The sequence below is a fragment of the Serratia marcescens subsp. marcescens ATCC 13880 genome, assembly GCF_017299535.1.
In the GTDB taxonomy this organism is placed as follows: domain Bacteria; phylum Pseudomonadota; class Gammaproteobacteria; order Enterobacterales; family Enterobacteriaceae; genus Serratia; species Serratia marcescens.
In genome coordinates, this window is the sequence record NZ_CP071238.1 from 737,566 (window position 1) to 757,098 (window position 19,533).

At 61.8% G+C, this 19,533-nt stretch carries 15 protein-coding genes; 3 read left to right on the forward strand and 12 right to left on the reverse strand.

Annotated features, from left to right (window positions below; translation table 11 throughout):
- Nucleotides 1-119: 119 nt before the first annotated feature.
- On the forward strand, nt 120-2,009 hold the full coding sequence (locus J0F90_RS03425; RefSeq protein WP_033641236.1) for a PhoX family protein: 1,890 nt from the start codon (nt 120-122) through the stop codon (nt 2,007-2,009).
- 46 nt (nt 2,010-2,055) lie between these two features.
- On the opposite strand, the gene apaH is transcribed toward J0F90_RS03425, so the two are convergent.
- From apaH to lptD, 6 genes are all read right to left on the reverse strand, one after another.
- On the reverse strand, nt 2,056-2,907 hold the full coding sequence (gene apaH / locus J0F90_RS03430; RefSeq protein WP_033641237.1) for a bis(5'-nucleosyl)-tetraphosphatase (symmetrical) ApaH: 852 nt from the start codon (nt 2,905-2,907) through the stop codon (nt 2,056-2,058).
- Nucleotides 2,908-2,909: 2 nt separating this feature from the next.
- Nucleotides 2,910-3,287 carry a Co2+/Mg2+ efflux protein ApaG gene (gene apaG / locus J0F90_RS03435; RefSeq protein WP_016929119.1) on the reverse strand — a complete coding sequence of 126 codons (378 nt, stop codon included), beginning with the start codon at nt 3,285-3,287 and terminating at the stop codon, nt 2,910-2,912.
- Between the two features lie 12 nt (nt 3,288-3,299).
- The gene (gene rsmA, locus J0F90_RS03440; protein WP_016929118.1) at nt 3,300-4,118 is read right to left on the reverse strand and encodes a 16S rRNA (adenine(1518)-N(6)/adenine(1519)-N(6))-dimethyltransferase RsmA; all 819 of its coding nucleotides are present in this window, start codon (nt 4,116-4,118) and stop codon (nt 3,300-3,302) included.
- Nucleotides 4,111-5,112 carry a 4-hydroxythreonine-4-phosphate dehydrogenase PdxA gene (gene pdxA, locus J0F90_RS03445; protein ID WP_392392014.1) on the reverse strand — a complete coding sequence of 334 codons (1,002 nt, stop codon included), beginning with the start codon at nt 5,110-5,112 and terminating at the stop codon, nt 4,111-4,113. Before pdxA ends, rsmA begins: the two co-directional genes overlap by 8 nt.
- Nucleotides 5,090-6,391 carry a peptidylprolyl isomerase SurA gene (gene surA, locus J0F90_RS03450; protein ID WP_033641238.1) on the reverse strand — a complete coding sequence of 434 codons (1,302 nt, stop codon included), beginning with the start codon at nt 6,389-6,391 and terminating at the stop codon, nt 5,090-5,092. The genes pdxA and surA overlap by 23 nt, the downstream gene beginning before the upstream one ends.
- A gap of 65 nt (nt 6,392-6,456) precedes the next feature.
- Complete coding sequence (gene lptD, locus J0F90_RS03455; RefSeq protein ID WP_033641239.1) at nt 6,457-8,826, reverse strand: LPS assembly protein LptD; 2,370 nt, start codon at nt 8,824-8,826, stop codon at nt 6,457-6,459.
- Nucleotides 8,827-9,054: 228 nt separating this feature from the next.
- On the opposite strand from lptD, the gene djlA reads away from it, so the two are divergent.
- Nucleotides 9,055-9,876, forward strand: coding sequence for a co-chaperone DjlA (gene djlA, locus J0F90_RS03460; RefSeq protein WP_033641240.1), 822 nt, complete (start codon nt 9,055-9,057; stop codon nt 9,874-9,876).
- 143 nt (nt 9,877-10,019) lie between these two features.
- Here the strand turns inward: djlA and rluA are convergent, their stop codons facing one another.
- From rluA to J0F90_RS03475, 3 genes are all read right to left on the reverse strand, one after another.
- On the reverse strand, nt 10,020-10,670 hold the full coding sequence (rluA, locus tag J0F90_RS03465) for a bifunctional tRNA pseudouridine(32) synthase/23S rRNA pseudouridine(746) synthase RluA (protein ID WP_016929114.1): 651 nt from the start codon (nt 10,668-10,670) through the stop codon (nt 10,020-10,022).
- A gap of 57 nt (nt 10,671-10,727) precedes the next feature.
- Nucleotides 10,728-13,634, reverse strand: coding sequence for an RNA polymerase-associated protein RapA (gene rapA / locus J0F90_RS03470; RefSeq protein ID WP_033641241.1), 2,907 nt, complete (start codon nt 13,632-13,634; stop codon nt 10,728-10,730).
- A 247-nt stretch (nt 13,635-13,881) separates the two neighbouring features.
- Nucleotides 13,882-16,248, reverse strand: a complete 2,367-nt coding sequence (locus J0F90_RS03475; protein ID WP_033641242.1) for a DNA polymerase II — start codon at nt 16,246-16,248, stop codon at nt 13,882-13,884.
- A gap of 215 nt (nt 16,249-16,463) precedes the next feature.
- Here J0F90_RS03475 and J0F90_RS03480 point away from each other — a divergent pair, with 215 nt between their 5' ends.
- Nucleotides 16,464-17,234 carry a DedA family protein gene (locus J0F90_RS03480; RefSeq protein ID WP_033641243.1) on the forward strand — a complete coding sequence of 257 codons (771 nt, stop codon included), beginning with the start codon at nt 16,464-16,466 and terminating at the stop codon, nt 17,232-17,234.
- A 28-nt stretch (nt 17,235-17,262) separates the two neighbouring features.
- Here J0F90_RS03480 and ilvN read toward each other — a convergent pair whose 3' ends face one another.
- From ilvN to ivbL, 3 genes are all read right to left on the reverse strand, one after another.
- The gene (ilvN, locus tag J0F90_RS03485; protein ID WP_016929110.1) at nt 17,263-17,556 is read right to left on the reverse strand and encodes an acetolactate synthase small subunit; all 294 of its coding nucleotides are present in this window, start codon (nt 17,554-17,556) and stop codon (nt 17,263-17,265) included.
- 3 nt (nt 17,557-17,559) lie between these two features.
- The gene (gene ilvB / locus J0F90_RS03490; RefSeq protein WP_033641244.1) at nt 17,560-19,254 is read right to left on the reverse strand and encodes an acetolactate synthase large subunit; all 1,695 of its coding nucleotides are present in this window, start codon (nt 19,252-19,254) and stop codon (nt 17,560-17,562) included.
- 111 nt (nt 19,255-19,365) lie between these two features.
- On the reverse strand, nt 19,366-19,479 hold the full coding sequence (gene ivbL, locus J0F90_RS03495; RefSeq protein ID WP_154747116.1) for an ilvB operon leader peptide IvbL: 114 nt from the start codon (nt 19,477-19,479) through the stop codon (nt 19,366-19,368).
- Nucleotides 19,480-19,533: the final 54 nt, after the last annotated feature.

The window sequence follows — 19,533 nt, forward strand, 5'->3', positions numbered from 1 at the left end:
GCCGGTCATTTGTAACCTTTCCGTCACATTACCTGATTAGTATGAAGCCCAACTCCGAGCGCCACGGCAACTCTGGTGAATCTTGACCGCGGCGCCATAACTAAAAAGGTAACCACGTTATGACCAAGCAAATTGAGCAATTAGACGCCGACCGCCTGATCGATCCCACTCGCCGCAAGCTGCTGCTCGGCAGCGCCGGCGCCGTCGGCCTGGCCGGCTTTCTCGGCGGCGGCATCTGGTCGGTTTCCGCCGAGGCGTTGGCCGAGGATCTGCCGCCGAACACGCTGTTGGGCTTTCAGGGCATCGCCGCATCTACCGCCGACGAGGTGACCATCGCGCCGGGCTACCGCGCGGAGGTGCTGATCTCCTGGGGTGAGCCGCTGGTGGACGGCGCGCCGGCCTTCGATCCGCAGGGCAACAACAGCGCCGCCGATCAGGAAAAACAGTTTGGCGATAACAATGACGGCATGAGCTTCTTCCCTATCGATGACAATCACGGCGTGATGGCCATCAATAACGAATACGTCAACGAGCAGTATCTGTTCGCCCACGGCGGCGCCAAAGCCACCAGCCTGGAAGAGGTGCGCAAGTCACAGGCGGCGCACGGCGTCTCCATTGTGGCGGTCAAGCGTGTCGGCGACGGCCAGCGCTGGGAGGTGGAACGCCCATCGCGCTATAACCGCCGCATCACCGCCAACAGCGAAATGCAGTTCAGCGGCCCGGCCGCCGGGCACCCGCTGCTGCAGACCGCCGCCGATCCGAGCGGCCGCAAGGTGCTGGGCACCTTCGGCAACTGCGCCAACGGCAAGACGCCGTGGGGGACCTATCTGACCTGCGAGGAAAACTTCGACACCTATTTCGGCACCCGTCAGGCCGATTATCGAACCACGCCGGAACAAAAGCGCTACACGCTGAAGGTCAGCGAACCGGAGCGCAACTGGCCGGACTATGACGAGCGCTTCGATGTGGCGAAGAATCCCAACGAATTCAACCGTCACGGCTGGATCGTCGAGATCGATCCGCTGAATCCGAGCTCGACGCCCATCAAGCACACCGCGCTCGGCCGCTTCAAGCATGAAAACGCGGCGGTGACCGTGGCCAAAGACGGCCGTCTGGTGGTGTACATGGGCGACGACGAGCGCGGCGAACATATCTATAAGTACGTTTCCAAAGGCGTGGTCGACGCCGCCAATCCGGCCAACAATCGCACGCTGCTGGACGAGGGAACGCTATACGTGGCGCAGTTCGACGGCGATGAGGCCGGCACGCCGCTGAAGGGCAAAGGGCGCTGGATTGCGCTTGAGTTTGGCAAGAATGGCCTGACGCCGGAGAACGGTTTCCGCGACGAGGCCGAAGTGCTGATCTTCGCCCGCAAGGCGGCGCAGCAGGTCGGCGCCACCAAAATGGATCGCCCGGAGTGGATCGCGGTGAACCCGCATGACGGCCGCGCATACTGTACGCTGACCAACAACAGCAAGCGCGGTGAGGAAGGGATGCCGCTGAACGCCGCCAACCCGCGACCGAACAATATCTATGGCCAGATCATTCGCTGGGACGAAGGCGGCGACGCCACCGCCGATGTCTTCGCCTGGGACATCTATGCGCTGTGCGGCAACCCGATCGCCCACCCCGAAGGCGTCAACCGCGGCACGCCGAATATCACGGCGGAGAACACCTTCAACAGCCCGGACGGGCTGGGCTTTGATCGCGCCGGCCGTCTGTGGATCCTCACCGACGGCAAGTACAGCAACAAGGGCGATTACGTCGGGCAGGGCAACAACCAGATGCTGGTGGGCGATCCGGTCAGCGGCGAGATCCGCCGTTTCATGGTGGGGCCGAAGTCCTGCGAATTGACCGGCATCACTTTCACCCCGGACTACAAGACGATGTTCGTCAACGTACAACATCCGGGAGAAGAGGGCGATTCGCACTTCCCGAACAACAGCCCGCGCCCGCGTTCATCGGTGTTGATGATCACGCGTGAAGATGGCGGAGTGATTGGGGCGTAAGGCGGCAATACCGAACAAAGGCGGCCGCCGGGCCGCCTTTATCGTTTCAGGATGCGGCTAATCTGCCGGCGTGACCAGGCGCCTCGCCCCGATTGGCGGGCTGCGTGAAGTAACGGCGGTCTTCCCAGCGCAGCATCGTCAAGTCGCCGCCCCAGCAGCAGCCGGTATCCAGCCCGATCACGCCTTCCGGCGTGCCCTTGCCTTCGAGCGAGGCCCAGTGGCCGAAGATGATGGTGTATTCGGGATCGACCAGGCGCGGCAGTTCGAACCACGGCTTCAGCGGCGCCGGCGCGCTGCCCGGCGCATCTTTGCAGATCATGTCGAGCTGGCCGTTGGGGAAGCAGTAGCGCATGCGCGTGAGCGCATTGGTGCTGAAACGCAGGCGCGCCAGGCCGCTCAGCTCCGGCGCCCAGTTGTTCGGCATGTCGCCGTACATGGCGTCGAGGAACAGCGGGTAGCTGTCGCTGCTCAATACCGCTTCCACTTCGCGCGCGCACATTTTCGCGGTGTCGATATCCCACTGCGGAGTGATGCCGGCGTGCGCCATCACCAGCTTTTGCTCATCGTCCACCTGCAGCACCGGTTGGCGGCGCAGCCAGTTGATCAGCTCGTCGGCGTCAGGCGCCTCCAGCAGCGGGGTGATGCGATCTTTGGGTTTGTTGCGGCTGATGCCGGCGTAAACCGCCAGCAGGTGCAGATCGTGGTTGCCCAGAACCATGCGCACCGCCGGACCGAGCGAGCGCACGTAGCGCAGCACGTCCAGCGAGGCGGGGCCGCGCGCCACCAGATCGCCGGTCAGCCACAGTTGATCGCGCTCGGGATCGAACGCAGCCTGAGCCAGCAGCGACTTCAGTTCATCGAAACAGCCGTGAACGTCGCCGATAAGGTATGTCGACATAATTAATGGATCAGCGTTGGAATGGCTAAGCGAAACACGGGAATAGCGGTGCGGAACGGCTGACCCTGATGGTCAACCATTTCGTAATGGCCTTCCATGGTGCCCAGCGGCGTTTCCAGAATGGCGCCGCTGGTGTACTGAAACTCTCCGCCGGGCGGAATGACGGGCTGTTCGCCGATCACGCCCTCGCCCTGGACTTCGGTTTGGCGGCCGTTGCTGTTGGTGATCAGCCAGTAACGGCCCAGCAGTTGCACGTCGGTCCGCCCCAGATTGCGGATGGTGATGGTATAGGCGAAGACGTAACGCTCTTCTTCAGGGATCGACTGTGATTCCACATAGATGCTCTGAACCTGAATACACACGCGGGGCGAATCAATCATGACAACAACTCCTTATTGCTGCGGCGCCGGATTGGCTGACAGCCAGTTGGCCAGCTTGCAGTACTGCGCCACAGAAATATTTTCTGCTCTGAGCGAAGGATCGACGCCCAGTTCCATCAGCTGTTCCGGCGTGAACAGGTCGCCCAAGCTGTTGCGGATGGTTTTCCGCCGTTGGTTGAACGCCTGCGTGGTAATGCGGCTCAGCATGCGCACGTCGCCCACCGGGTTCGGCAGCACGCTGTGCGGCACCAGACGCACCACGGCGGAATCGACCTTCGGCGGCGGCGCGAACGCGGTCGGCGGCACTTCCAGCACCGGAATGACGTTGCAGTAGTACTGCGCCATCACGGTCAAACGCCCGTAGGCCTTGCTGTTTGGGCCGGCCACCAGACGGTTGACCACCTCTTTTTGCAACATAAAGTGCATGTCGCGGATTGCCTGAGTATAGCTGAAAAGGTGGAACATCAGCGGCGTCGAAATATTGTACGGCAGGTTACCAAATACGCGCAGCGGTTGGCCAGCTTCCTCGGCCAGTTCGGCGAAATTCACCGTCATGGCGTCCTGCTGGTGGATGGTCAGCTTGTCTTTCAACCGCGGGTGGTTCTCCAACCGGGTGGCCAGATCGCGGTCCAGTTCGATCACCGTCATGCGGTCCATGCGTGCGCCGACCGGCTCGGTCAAGGCGCCGAGGCCGGGGCCGATCTCGACCACCGCTTCGCCCGGCTGCGGGTGAATGGCGGAGACAATGCTATCGATGACAAACTGATCGGTTAAAAAGTTTTGTCCAAAGCGTTTGCGGGCAAAGTGCCCTTGGTGGACTCTGTTATTCATTACAATTAATTATCATTTTAATGGCGAGATTCAGGGCCGTTTGGAAACTGCCGACATCGGCGGTGCCGGTGCCGGCCAGTTCCAGAGCGGTACCGTGGTCGACCGAGGTGCGTATGAAAGGCAAACCGAGGGTGATATTCACCGCGCGGCCGAACCCTTGGTATTTTAGCACCGGCAGTCCCTGATCGTGATACATCGCCAGCACCGCATCGGCATCTTGCAGATATTTGGGCTGGAACAGGGTGTCCGCCGGCAGCGGGCCGACAAGATGGATACCGTCAGCGCGCAGCGCGTCGAGCGCCGGGATGATGGTGTCTATCTCTTCGCGCCCCATATGGCCGCCTTCCCCGGCGTGGGGGTTCAGACCGCAAACGTAAATGTGCGGCTGGGCGATGCCAAATTTGGTTTTCAGATCGTGGTCGAGGATGCGGATGACTTCGAACAGGCTCTGTTGCGTGATGGCGCCCGGCACCGCCAGCAGCGGCAGGTGGGTGGTCGCCAGCGCCACGCGCAGCTCTTCGGTCGCGAGCATCATCACCACGCGATCGCAGCGGCTGCGATCGGCAAAGAATTCGGTATGGCCGATAAACGGCACGCCGGCGTCGTTGATCACGCCTTTGTTCACCGGGCCGGTGATCAGCGCCGCGAACTCGCCGTTCAGGCAACCGTCGCAGGCGCGCGCCAGGGTTTCCACCACATAGGCGCTGTTGCCGACGTTCAACTCCCCGGCGGTGACCGGCTGAGCGAGCGGGACCGGCAGCACGGTCAGCGTGCCGGCGCGTTGCGCTTCGGCCGGTTGCTGCGGCTGGTAGTCGCGCAGCGTCAGCGGCAGGCCCATACGCTTGGCGCGTTCAAGCAGCAGGGCCGGATCGGCGCACACCACCAGCTCAACAGGCCAATCCTGTTGCGCCAGCGCTGCCACCAAATCCGGCCCAACCCCGGCAGGTTCGCCGGGGGTAATGACGACGCGTTTATTGCTGTGCATCGCTGCCATCGAGGATCTTCACGTAAGCCTGGGCGCGCTGTTCCTGCATCCAGGTCTGCGCTTCTTCGGCGAACTTACGGTTGAACAGCATGCGGTAAGCACGATCTTTCTGCGCGGCGTCGGTTTTATCCACCTGACGGGTATCCAGCAGCTGAATCAGGTGCCAACCGAAGGAAGAGTGGACCGGCGCGCTGATTTCACCTTTGCTCAGCTTCAGCAACGCATCGCGGAAGGCCGGATCGTAGATGTCCGGGGAGGCCCAGCCCAGATCGCCGCCCTGCATGGCGGAACCCGGATCCTGCGACAGCTGTTTGGCTTCGTCGGCGAATTTGGCGCGGCCGCTCTTGATCGCTTCCGCCACGGATTGCAGCTTGGCGCGCGCCTGATCGTCAGTCAGCACCACCGAAGGCTTCAGCAGGATGTGACGGGCGTGCACTTCGGTGACCGACACCGACTGGCTCGCGCCGCGGATGTCGTTCACTTTCAGGATGTGGAAGCCGACGCCGGAACGGATTGGGCCGACGACGTCGCCTTTCTTGGCGCTCACCAGACGTTCAGCGAACAGGGTCGGGATCTCTTGCAGCTTGCCCCAGCCCATGTTGCCGCCTTTCAGCGCCTGAGAATCGGCGGAGTAGGTGATCGCCAGTTTGCCGAAGTCGGCGCCGCTGTTGATCTCACCCACCAGGCGTTTGGCCAGCTCTTCGGCTTTATCGACCTGCTGCTGCGACGGGTTTTCCGGCAGCGGGATCAGGATGTGGCTGATGTTCATTTCGGTGTCGCTGCCGTTCTGCGCGCCCACCTGTTTGGCCAGCGCGTCCACTTCCTGCGGCAGGATGGTGACGCGGCGGCGCACTTCGTTGTTACGCACTTCGGAGATCAGCATCTCTTTGCGGATCTGCGAGCGGTAGGTGTTGTAGTTCAGCCCTTCGTACGACAGGCGGCTGCGCAGCTGATCGACGCTCATGCGGTTCTGCGCGGCGATGTTGGCGATCGCCTTGTCCAGATCGGCATCGGACACGGTGATGCCCATTTTCTTGGCCATCTGCAGCTGGATGTTATCCATGATCAGGCGTTCGATGATCTGATGACGCAGCGTCTTGTCGTCCGGCAGTTGCTGGCCGGCCTGCTGGGCGTTGAGCTTCACGGACTGCAACAGACCGTTGACGTCGCTTTCGAGTACCACGCCGTTATCCACGACGGCGGCGACTTTATCCACTTCTTGGGGTGCTGCGAACGCGGCATTGGCGCAAACCACCAATCCGAGAATAAGCGTTCTCCAGTTCTTCATACATTTCCCATTATGTAATCCGCAAATGCGGGTGAAAGTTCTCGTTTTCAAAGTGTTGCAAAGCGTCAGAATGCGCGTTGATACGGCAGAATGCCGGAGCGCAGCATTTCTGCGGAGCCGAGACTATGATCGCTGCTCAGGCCGCGCAGTTCGACGTTGAACGAAACTCTGTTGTCGTAAACGCTGGTATTGTTGCTGGTGTTCCAGTCGGTGATCTTGCGCTCATAGCCCAGCGTCACCGCCCAGCAGCAGGTGTTGTACTTCAGCCCCACCAGCTGATCGGCGGATTGTTTGGCGCGGGTGTCGTAATAATACGCCCCGACCACCGCCCAACGATCGGCGATCGGCCAGCTACCGGTGATGCCCACCTGCGAGATGCCGTCCTGGAAGGCCGGAACCTGCCGGGTGTTCAGCGCCGTCTGGATATATTCCGGCGTGGCGTAACGGTAGTTCAACTGCACCACGCGCTCGCTGTCCTGGCGGTATTCCACCACGCCGTTGCCCAGCGAGACGCTGTTCAGGCGGGTGTCGTACTGCAGGCCGCCGCGCAGGCCCCAACGATCGTCGATTTTCCAATAGGTATCGCCGGCCCAGGCCACGCTGCCGGTGTCGTCGTTGTTGTCGTAACCGGTCATCCGGTCACCGGTACGGGAACGGCTGAAGTAGTAGATTTGACCCACGGAAGCGTTAAAACGTTCAACCAGCGCGTCATCATAAATACGGGTGGTCACACCGGTAGACACGCGGTTCTGCGAAGCGATGCGATCCAGGCCGCTGTAGGTGCGGTCGCGGAACAGGCCGGAGTAGTCGGTCTGCAGCAGCGTGGTGTCGTAGGTGTAGATGTTGCTCTGGTCGCGGTACGGCACGTACAGGTACTGCACGCGCGGCTCCAGCGTCTGGGTGGCGCCTTCGGCCCAGATCATCGGCCGTTCGAACACCAGCTTGCCGTCAACCTTGAACTGCGGCAGTACGCGGTTGACCGAGTTGTCGAGGTTCGGTGCGTCAGCTGCGCTTACTTGATTACGCATAGCATAGTTGGCGGCGAAACCGTCAGGAATATCCTGCTGGTAGTGGGTCGCCATCACCTTGGCTTCGGTGTTCAGGCTGGCCCAACCGTTGGTCAGCGGCAGGCTCAGCGTCGGTTCCATGTGCAGACGGGTGGCGTCCGGGCTGTACGGGTTGACGCTGGTGAACTTGGCCGCCTGACCGTAGATATGGAAGTCGAACGGGCCGAGGTCGTTCTTGTAGTAGTTCAGATCCAGCTGCGGCTGTACCTTGTAGGTCTGCGACCAGGTACGATCGGTATTGTCGAAGATCTGGAACTGCTTGGAGCTCAGCGTGGCGTTCCAGTTCTCGTTGGCGTAGCCGAGGCTGAATTTCTGCGTGGCGTAGCCGTCGGTGGTGGAACCGTACTTAGAGTCCAGATCGGTGAAGTATTTGTAATCGCTGACCTTGGTGTAATCGACGTTGAAGCGCCACACCTGATCCATGACGCCGTTGTGGTTCCAGTAGAACAGCCAGCGTTTGCTGTCGTCATTGTCTTTGCCGTATTCCTTGTCGTCCGGCAGCCAGTCGAACTCCATCAGGCCGAGGCCCGGCTGCACCAGATAACGGAACTCGGTCTGCCACTGCAGGCCGCGCTTGGACATATAGTGCGGCGTGATGGTGGCATCGTAGTTCGGCGCGATGTTCCAGTAGTACGGCAACATGAACTCGAAGCCGTTGTTGCTGCCGTACTTGGCGTTCGGGATCAGGAAGCCGGAGCGGCGCTTGTCGCCGACCGGCAGCTGCAGGTACGGGCTGTAGAACACCGGCACGCCGCCGATGCGGAAGCGGGCGTTCCACACTTCCGCCACCTGCTCTTCGCGATCGTGGATCACTTCGGAGCCGACCACGCTCCAGCTGTCGTCGCCCGGCAGACAGGAGGTAAAGGTGCCGTTTTCCAGAATGGTGTAACGGTTGGCGCCGCGCATCTTCATCTTGTCGGCGTCGCCGCGCCCCTGACGGCCGACCATCTGGTAGTCGCCTTCATAGACGTCGGTATCTTTGGTATTCAGGTTCGACCAGGCCTTCGGGCCTTTCAGTTTGATCTGATTGTCGCTGTAGTGCACGTCGCCGGTGGCGGTGACGGTGCGCACCGGTTCCGTCTGGCCAGGGTTTTGCGTCTGGTTCAGCTCGACTTCTTTGGCGGTCAGGGTGCTGTTGCCCTGCTCGATATGCACGTTGCCGCTGAACAGGGCGCTTTTCGGGTAGTCGGCGCGCGAGTCATCGGCATTGATGGTCACCGGCTGGCTGTTCGGATCGCCGCTGACCAAAGGCTTGTCGTAAACGGGAACGCCAAGCATGCATTGCTCGGCCAGATCAGCCAGCGCATGCTGACTGTAGAGTGCCGTCCAAATCATCGTGGCCAGCAGTGTTGGGAAACTTTTTTTCATACGCGGTTTTGGTGTTCCGTCATCAGAGGCGTCGTGTCCGGCAAACGGTCAGAGACTATATTACTCATCTGCGTTGCGCTAGTGCTAAATCCAGCCGTTTACTTGCGTCGTCGTTAGGCGCAAAGATAAATGACAGGTATGATAATCCAAATTCTAGGAAAAATCGCCTGCGCCCTTTCCTGAAGCGAAGGAGAGCGGGCGGCTTTCGGCATGATAATTGAGGAGTATATGCAGTATTGGGGAAAACTGCTCGGCGTCATCGTCGCCATCTGGTCTGGCGCGGGATTCTGGGGTGTAGTTCTGGGGCTGATTATCGGTCATATGATCGATACGGCGCGCAGCAACAAGCGTAGCCGGGGGTTTTTCACCGACCAGCAAACGCGGCAAACGCTGTTTTTCCGCACCACTTTTCAGGTGATGGGCCACCTGACCAAATCCAAGGGACGCGTTACCGAGGCGGATATCCAGATCGCCAGCCTGTTCATGGATCGCCTGCAGCTGCACGGCGAAGCGCGCACCGCGGCGCAGCAGGCGTTCCGCGAGGGCAAACAGAGCCAGTTCCCGCTGCGTGAGACGCTGCAGCAGTTCCGCAGCATCTGTTTCGGTCGCTTCGATTTGATTCGGATGTTTCTGGAAATTCAGATCCAGGCGGCGTTCGCCGACGGCTCGCTGCACCCGAACGAACGTCAGGTGCTGTACGTCATCGCCGAAGAGCTGGGCATTTCGCGCGCGCAGTTCGATCAGTTCCTCAGCATGATGGAGGGCGGGCGTCAGTTCGGCGGCGGTCAGCAGGGCGGGTATTCGCAGGGCGGCTATCAGCAGGCTCAGCGCGGCCCGACGCTCGACGATGCCTGCAAGGTGCTCGGCGTGAGCAGCAGCGACGATGCCGCCACCATCAAACGCGCCTACCGCAAGCTGATGAGCGAACACCATCCGGATAAGCTGGTGGCGAAGGGCTTGCCGCCGCAGATGATGGAAATGGCCAAGCAGAAAGCGCAGGAGATCCAGGCGGCGTATGACCTGATCAAACGCGAGAAAGGCTTCAAATAACGATACCCGTCATACTTCGAGCCGCAGGTGTATTGGCTGCCCGCGCTTACCCCGGTTACGTACTTTTTGTACGCTCCCGGGGCTGCGCTTGGTTGCCGCCTTCCTGCAACTCTAATTATTTAGGGTATCCCTGAGCGGTGGGCTCAGAAATCCGGCTCGGCGCGAAAGTGCATCGGCGTCTGGAAGGCGGGGTGGGTGATGCGCAGCTCTTGCGCATGCAGCTGTAGCCGTGGCGCCATCGCCTTAGCCTCCGGCGGGGCGTAGAAACCGTCGCCGAGGATCGGATGCCCCAGCGCCAGCATGTGCACCCGCAGCTGATGCGAGCGGCCGGTGATCGGCGTCAGCTTCACGCGCGTGCTGCCGTCGGCGTCGCGCGACAGCACCTGATATTCCGTTTGCGCCGCTTTGCCGGTGTCAAAACACACCTTTTGCAGCGGCCGGTTCGGCCAATCGCAGATCAGCGGCAAATCCACCAGTCCTTCGTCATGTTCCATATGCCCCCAAACGCGGGCGATATAGGATTTCTTCGGCTCGCGTTCGCGGAATTGACGCTTCAGCTCACGTTCGGCGGCCTTGTTGAGCGCCACCACGATCACCCCGCTGGTGGCCATGTCCAGCCGGTGCACCGATTCGGCGGCCGGATGATCGGCCTGAATGCGGGTCATCAGGCTGTCTTTGTTCTCCGGCGCGCGGCCGGGCACCGACAGCAAGCCGCTGGGCTTGTTGACCACCATGATGTGTTCATCCTGATACAGGATGTGCAGCGGGTCCTGCGGGGGATTGTAGGGTTCCATCTTGGCTCCGCGAAAAGGGCCGAACGGGGAGACGGTGGCCTCCCCATGTCGCGCCGGTTACTGGTGGGTGACCACCACCAGACGAATGGCGTCCAGGCGCCAGCCGGCTTCATTGAGGTTGGCCAGCACCTGACGGCGGTTGAACTCCAGCGCTTCGACTTCGTCGTCGCGGATGTTCGGGTTGACCGCCTTCAGCGCTTCCAGACGCGCCAGCTCGGCGCTCAGCTTGTCGTCCGCTTCTTGCTTCGCCTGTTCGATCAGCGTGCGCGCCTGCGCTTCCACCAGGCTTTCCGCCTGCTGCAGCATGGCGTGCACGTCTTGCTGCACGGCGTTGACCAGCTTGCTGGAGGTGTGGCGGTTGACTGCGTTCAACTGGCGGTTGAAGCTTTCGAACTCGACCTGCGCCGCCAGGTTGGTGCCCTTGCGATCCATCAGCATGCGGATCGGCGTCGGCGGCAGGAAGCGGGTCAGCTGCAGGTGTTTCGGCGCCTGGGCTTCCACCACGTACACCAGCTCAACCAGCAGGGTGCCGACCGGCAACGCTTTGTTTTTCAACAGGGACACCGCGCAGCTGCCGGTATCGCCGGACAGGATCAGATCCAGGCCGTTGCGGATGATCGGGTGTTCCCAACTGACGAACTGCGCGTCTTCACGTGACAGCGCCCGATCGCGATCGAAGGTGACGGTGCAGCCGTCCTGCGGCAGGCCCGGGAAGTCCGGCACCAGCATATGGTCGGACGGCGTCAGCACGATCAGGTTGTCGCTGCGGTCTTCCTGATTGATGCCGACGATGTCGAACAGGTTGAGCGCGAAGCCCACCAGGTTGACGTCGTTATCCTGCTCGGCGATGGCGGCGGCCAGCGCTTGGGCTTTGTCGCCGCCGTTGGAGTGCATCTCCAGCAGGCGGTCGCGGCCCTGTTCCAGCTGCGCTTTCAACTGGTCATGCTGCTGGCGGCAGGCGTGGATGAATTCGTCGAAGCCTTCTTGTTCAGTCGGCGCGGCCAGATAGCCGATCAACTGCTCGTAGCAGCTGTCGTAGATGGTGCGGCCGGTTGGGCAGGTGTGTTCGAAGGCATCCAGCCCCTCGTGGAACCAGCGGCCCAGCACCGCCTGTGCGGTGTGCTCCAGGTAAGGCACCATGATCTGGATATCGTGCATCTGGCCGATACGGTCCAGACGGCCGATACGCTGCTCCAGCAGATCCGGGTTGAACGGCAAATCGAACATCACCAGCTGGCTGGCGAACTGGAAGTTGCGGCCTTCGGAACCGATTTCGGAACACAGCAGCACCTGCGCGCCTTCCTCTTCGGAGGCGAAGTAGGCGGCGGCGCGGTCGCGCTCGATGATCGACAGCCCTTCGTGGAACACCGCGGCGCGGATCGCTTCACGCTCGCGCAGCACCTGCTCCAGCTGCAGCGCAGTATCGGCCTTGGCGCAGATCACCAGCACCTTTTCGTTGCGGTTGGCCAGCAGGTAATCCAGCAGCCACTCGACGCGCGGGTCGAAGTTCCACCAGGTGGCGTTTTCGCCCTCGAATTCCTGATAGATCTGCTCCGGGTACAGCATGTCGCGCGCGCGCGCTTCGACGGATTTCTTGGCGCCCATGATGCCGGACACTTTGATCGCGGTCTGATATTGGGTTGGCAACGGCAGCTTGATCTGGTGCAGGTTGCGGTGCGGGAAGCCCTTCACGCCGTTACGGGTGTTGCGGAACAGCACGCGGCTGGTGCCGTGGCGATCCATCAGCATGGCCACCAGCTCCTGACGCGCCTGCTCGGCGTTGTCGCCTTCGCTGTTGGCGGCCTTGAGCAGCGGTTCGATGTCCTGTTCGTCGATCAGCTCGCCCAGCAGGTTAAGCTTGTCGTCAGCCAGGCGTTCACCGCTCAGCAGCAGGGTGACGGCGTCGGCCACCGGACGGTATTTCTGCTGCTCGGCGACGAACTCGCCGTAGTCGTGGAAACGGTTCGGATCGAGCAGGCGCAGGCGCGCAAAGTGGCTCTGTTGGCCCAACTGTTCCGGGGTGGCGGTCAGCAGCAGTACGCCGGGGATATGCTCGGCCAACTGTTCGATCACCTGATATTCGCGGCTCGGCGCTTCTTCGCTCCAGGCCAGGTGGTGCGCTTCATCGACCACCAGCAGATCCCACTGGGCGTCCGCCAGCTCTTCCAGGCGCTGCTTGTTGCGGCGCACGAAGTCCAGCGAGCAGATCACCAGCTGTTCGGTCTCGAACGGGTTGCTGCTGTCGAGCTTGGCTTCGGCGTAGCGGCTGTCGTCGAACAGCGAGAAATAGAGGTTGAAGCGGCGCATCATCTCTACCAGCCACTGGTGCTGCAGCGTTTCCGGCACCACGATCAGCACGCGCTCGGCGCGGCCCGCCAGCAGTTGCTGGTGGATGATCATGCCGGCTTCGATGGTTTTGCCGAGGCCGACTTCGTCCGCCAGCAGAACGCGCGGCGCATGGCGCTGGCCGACTTCATGAGCGATGTGCAGCTGGTGCGGGATCAGGCTGGCGCGCATGCCGCGCAGGCCGGCGAACGGCAGGCGATACTGCTCGCTCTGGTATTTGCGGGCGCGAAAACGCAGCGCGAAACGGTCCATGCGGTCGATTTGGCCGGCGAACAGGCGATCCTGCGGTTTGCTGAAGGTCAGCTTGCTGTCCAGCAGCACTTCGCGCATCGCCACGCCGCTTTCCTGGGTATCCAGGCGGGTGCCGATATAGGTCAACAGACCGTTTTCCTCTTTCACCTCTTCCACCTGCAGCTGCCACCCCTCGTGGCTGCTGACGGTATCGCCCGGGTTGAACATCACGCGGGTGATCGGCGAATCGTTTCTGGCATAGAGGCGGTTTTCACCGGTGGCGGGGAAAAGCAGGGTAATCATGCGCGCGTCCAGCGCCACGACGGTGCCCAGTCCTAATTCGCTTTCCGTGTCGCTGATCCAGCGTTGACCAAGAGTAAAAGGCATATATTGTCGGCTCGATTCTTTGTAAGTAAGTCTTGTTACCGGGCGGGAAGGGCCGCGGCACCTGTACTGAACGTCTGCTAATCCCGGTTTGTTTTAAATTTGGCGGGCAATAGCCGTTCACGCCATGCAGACGTCGCGAGACGGCAGGGCTAAGCGTGGTTCAGTTTTGGGAAGGGCGCTATGGTAATGGAAGGCGGCGCGTTCGTCACCTGCAAAACCGGATGATTTTTCTTAACCTGGCGCAATCTCAAAACAGCCCCATCTGCCCGGTAACCAGCGTGGTGAAATCGTCGTGCAAGAAAGGGAGTATAGCGTCTGCCACCGGTTGCAGCTGGCGTTCAAGGTAATGCTGATAGTCGATGGGCGAATGGCGGGTTTCCAGCGGTTCCGGCCCGGCCACGGTCATCACGTAGCTGATCCAGCCGCCGTTCTGATACTGCAGCGGCCGCCCCTGGCTGCGGTTGTAGTCGTCGGCGATGCGCGCGGCGCGGGCGTGCGGCGGCACGTTGCGCTGATAGTCATCGAGCTTTCTGCGCAGCCGCTTGCGGTACACAAGTTGATCGTCGAAGTCGCCGTTCAGGGTTTTGCCGACGTAGTCGCGCACATAGTCCTGATAAGGTTGCCGTTTGAAGATGCGCTGATAGAGCTGCTGCTGGAACTGCTGCGCCAGCGGCGTCCAGTCGGTGCGCACCGTTTCCAGGCCTTTATACACCATCTCTTCCTCGCCGTCGGCGCACGCGACCAGGCCGGCGTAGCGTTTTTTGCTGCCCTGTTCGGCGCCGCGAATGGTCGGCATCAGGAAGCGGGAATAGTGGGTTTCGAACTCCAGTTCCAGCGCGTTCTCCAGCCCGAACTGCTGCTGCAGATGCTGTTGCCACCAGGCGTTGACCCGCTGCACCAGCGCCCGGCCGATCTGCGCCGCCTGTTGCTCGTCATGCGGCTGTTTCAGCCAGACGAAGGTGGAGTCGGTGTCGCCGTAAATCACCTGATACCCTTCGGCTTCGATCAGCTCGCGGGTTTGGCGCATGATCTCGTGGCCGCGCAGGGTGATCGACGACGCCAGCCGCGGATCGAAGAAGCGGCAGCCGCTCGATCCCAGCACGCCGTACAGCGCGTTCATGATGATCTTCAGCGCCTGTGACAGCGGCTTATTGTGCTGGCGTTTGGCGGCCTCGCGACCCTGCCAGATCTGTTCGACGATCGCCGGCAGGCAGTGTTTGCTGCGCGAGAAGCGGGCGTTGCGAAAGCCGGGCACCGAGTCGGCGTCGTTTGGGTGGCGCATGCCTTCCACCAATCCTACCGGATCGATCAGGAAGGTGCGGATGATCGACGGGTACAGGCTTTTATAGTCCAGTACCAGCACCGAATCGTACAGGCCGGGCTGGGAGTCCATCACAAAGCCGCCGGGGCTGTGCTCCTCCGGCTGTTCGCCGAGGTTGGGGGCGACAAAGCCCAGGCGATGCATGCGCGGCATATAGAGGTGGCTGAAGGCCGCCACCGATCCGCCGCTGCGATCGGCCGCCAGCCCGGTGACGGTGGCGCGCTCCAGCAGGAAGTTGAGCAGATCGGCCTTGGCGAAGATGCGCGTCACCAGCTCACAGTCCTTCAGGTTGTAGCGTGCCAGCGCCGGCTTGTCTTCGGCGAAGCGCCGGTCGATCTCCGCCATGCGCTGATAAGGGTTGTCGATCGCCTTGCCTTCGCCCAGCAGCGCCTGCGAAACGTACTCCAGGCTGAAGGAGGGAAAATTCCAGGTGGCGGATTTCAGCGCCTCGATGCCGTCGATGATCAGGCGGCCGGCGGCGGCGGCGAAAAAGTGATTCTGCTTGAAGCCATGCTCGCGCCACTCCAGCAGGTTGCCGCCACGTCCCAGCCGCAGCGGGATGTGGTAGCGCTCGGCGTGCTTCTGCAGCACTCGCAGATCGAACTGCACCAGGTTCCAGCCGATGATGGCGTCGGGATCGTGCCGCTCCAGCCAGGCGTTCAACCGCTCCAGCAGCTGAGGGCGGCTGGCGCAGTACTCCAGATCGAAATCCAGCGGCGTATCGCCGCCGTTGGCCGGCCCCAGCATATAGACCTGACGCTGGCCGCAGCCCTCCAGCGCGATAGAGTAAAGTTCGCCGTGGGCGGTGGTTTCGATATCCAGCGACACCAGTTTTAGCGTTGGACGGTACTCCGGCGCCGGCTTCATCTGGCCGTTGAGCAACGGGCCGCCGCCGTCGGGGCTGCCGTTGAACCACACCGGCGCGGTGATGAAGCGTTCCATCAGGTAGCGCTCCGGCGGGCGAATGTCGGCCTCGTAGACCGCAACGCCGCCCTCCCGCAGCAGTTTTTCCAGCTTGATGAGCTGACGGTGCTGGCGGCAGTACAGCCCCAGCATCGGGCGGTGATGAAAATCCGTCAGCGCCAGCGGTTTTAGTTCGACTTGCCGCTCTTCCCGCAGCAGCAGTTCCGCGCGCTGCCTTTGTTCGGCGGGGATAAACGCCACCGAGGTCTGCGGCGGCAGACGCAGCTGACGCGGGCCTGCGTCGGTCGCCAGCCAAAATTCGACCTCGGTGCCGGCAGGCGTGTCGCGCCAGTGGCGAGTGAGCAGGAAACCCTGTTGCAGTGCAGTCATAACCCCTTCGTTTTCCACCGGGCGGCGTGCGCGACGTTCAGCGTGATGTCGGTTTTGGCGCTAATATAGATAAATTATAGTATGGGTTTTTATACAGTGATTGTCCATCGCCGCGCGGCGTTGCCAAATACGCATACAATTCATCGATTGACTCGCCAGCGGCGGCGCTGGAAAATCCTCCGCCCCGTTTGGCCCGAATAATCCGCAGAGGTGTAATGGAAGCCTATTTACAAGATTTGATCACCCAGTCACTGGCTTTCACCCTGATGGTCGTCCTGCTGGTCGCTTTTCTGGAGTCACTGGCGCTGGTGGGGCTGTTGCTGCCCGGCACGGTGATGATGGCCAGCATCGGCGCGCTGATCGGCAGCGGCAAGGTGGACTTTTACTACGCCTGGGCGGCGGGCATCGTCGGCTGTCTGCTCGGCGACTGGATCTCTTATTTCGTCGGCCGCGCGTTCAAGGGGCCTTTACACCGTTGGTCATTCCTGAAGAAGAACAAGGCGCTGCTCGACAAAACCGAGCATGCCTTGCACCAGCACAGCATGGCGACCATTCTGATCGGCCGCTTCATCGGCCCGACGCGCCCGCTGGTGCCAATGGTGGCCGGCATGCTCGATTTGCCGCCGTACAAGTTCGCGCTGCCGAACATCATCGGTTGCCTGACCTGGCCGCCGGTTTATTTCTTCCCCGGCATTCTGGCGGGCGTGGCGATCGATATTCCCGCCGGCGCCGACAGCGCGATGTTCAAGTGGCTGCTGCTCGCGGCGGCGCTGCTGGTCTGGCTGGCGGTATGGTTGAGCTGGCGTTGGTGGCGTGAGGGCAAGCGCAACGCCGATCGACTGAGCCGTTGGCTGACGCCGCTGCGGCTGCGCGTGGTTTGCGGATTGAGTTGGCTGGCGGCGCTGGCGGTCGGTTATGCGCTGAGTCAGCAGCCGCTGATGCCGGTGTATCGCCACCTGCTGTGGCAGGTGTTGTCGGGTCAATGACCAAAGGGGGCGAAAGCCCCCGTTCGCCTTATTGGAAGAACGCTTCCAGCTGTTCAAATACCCGCACGTCTTCGCTGTGGCGCTTCACCTGCAGCACGTCTTCCAGCTTTTCCACCTGGCTGATCATTTGCTCCAGCCGCTGATCGTCGGCGACCAATAGCCAAATGCGGCTCTGCTGGCCGTCTTTTAGCGGCAGACACAGAATGCCTTCGACGTTGAACGCGCGGCGGGCGAATAGCCCGCAAACGTGCGACATCACGCCGGGATGGTTACGCACGGCCAGCTCCAGGATCACTTGGGGTTTATCTTGTGGTTGCAGCATGGCTTATTCTCCAATCATGTCGATGTTGGCGGCGCCCGGCGGCACCATCGGGAACACTTTTTCGTTGATATCGATCAGCGCGTGGATCAGGCAGGGACCCGGGCGCTGGATCGCCTCAGCCAGTGCCGCCTGCGGATCTTCCGCGGCGTTCAGATCGCAGGTATCCAGCCCGAATCCGGCGGCGATTTTCAGGAAGTCGGTACGCTTCGGATAGGCGGCGGCGAAGATGCGCTGTTGGTAGAACAGGGTTTGCTGCTGGTGCACCAGCCCCAGCGCCTGGTTGTTCATCAAAATGATTTTCACGTCCAGATCGTGCTCGACCGCGGTGGCCATTTCCTGAATGTTCATCATCAGGCTGCCGTCGCCGGAGAAGCACAGCACTTTACGTTCGGGCTCCGCCAACGCCGCGCCGATCGCCGCCGGCAGACCGAAGCCCATGGTGCCCAGGCCGCCCGACGTCAGCCACTGGCGCGGCCGGCTCAGCGGATAGGCCTGCGCTACCCACATCTGATGCTGACCCACGTCGGTGGTGATGATGGCGCTGTCGTCCACGCAGCGCGCGGCGGCCAGCACCAGGCCGTAATGGCTCAGCGGATCGTCGGCGTTCGGCATGTTGAACGGGAATTCGCGTTTCAGGTCATTGACGGTGTTCAGCCACGCGCTGCGCGGCTGCGTGTCGATCTGCGGCAGCAGCTGTTGCAGCACCTGGCCGACGTCGGCATGGATCGCCACGTTGGCCTGTTTGACCTTGCCCAGCTCGGCGCGGTCGATATCCACGTGAATGATGGCGGCGTTAGGGCAGAACTGCTCGGTTTTGCCGATCGCCCGATCGTCGAAGCGCGCGCCCAGCACGATCAGCAGATCGGCTTCCTGCAGAATGAAGTTGGTGCTGCGCGCCGCGTGCATGCCCAGCATGCCCAGCGACAGCGGGTGTTCCACCGGCATCGCGCCCAGCGCCATCAGCGTCATGGTGGTGGGCAGACCGGCGCGTTCGGCCAGTTCCACCGCTTGCCGGTGGGCGTCGGCGCAGATGATGCCGCCGCCCAGGTAGAGGATCGGGCGTTTCGCCTGATTGATCATCGCGGCCGCTTGCGAAACCAGCGCCGGATCGAAGCTTGGAGCGGCGTCCGGCACGGCGATCGGCGGCAGCTCTTCCAGCGTGATGGTGGCGGTTTGCACGTCTTTCGGCACATCGATCCAGACCGGGCCGGGGCGGCCGGACTCGGCGATACGGAAGGCGTCGCCAATCACCTGCGGCAGTTCACGGATATCGCGCACCAGATGGTTGTGCTTGGTGATCGGGATGGAAATGCCGTAGGTATCCACTTCCTGGAAGGCGTCGGTGCCGATCATCGAGGAGGGCACCTGACCGGTGATGCACACCAGCGGAATGGAGTCGAGCTTGGCGTCGGCGATGGCGGTGACCAGGTTGGTGGCGCCCGGCCCGCTGGAGGCGATGCACACCGCCGCCTTGCCGTTGGCGCGCGCCATGCCTTGCGCCATAAAGCCCGCGCCCTGTTCGTGGCGCGCCAGCACGTGGTGAATGCGGGTGCTTTGGCTCAGCGCGTCATACAGCGGCAGCGCGGCGCCGCCGGGAATGCCGGCGACGGTGGTGATGCCCTGACGCTCCAGCAGATGAACGATCAATTGTGCGCCGGTGAAGCGGGTGCTCGGTTGAGGCGTGCCCGAAGTTGCCATGTTCCTGTCCTTTCTCAAGGCCGGTGAGCTTTGCTGGGCAGGGTGCTAAAACAAGAAACCCCGCCCGGTTTGCGCCGGCGGGGTTTGGGAATCGATGCGTTGATTCGGACCCTACGGCGCATTGCCGACGACCACCACCACACGCACGACGACCACCGCGGCTGGTAGCGCGGTAACTAGTAGGGTCGAAGTCAGCGAGGATGCGATCACAGGGAACCTTATCATCAGTAAAAAAAGTCAGGTTTTTATAAAAACACAGGCGCAAAATTCGCACAACAG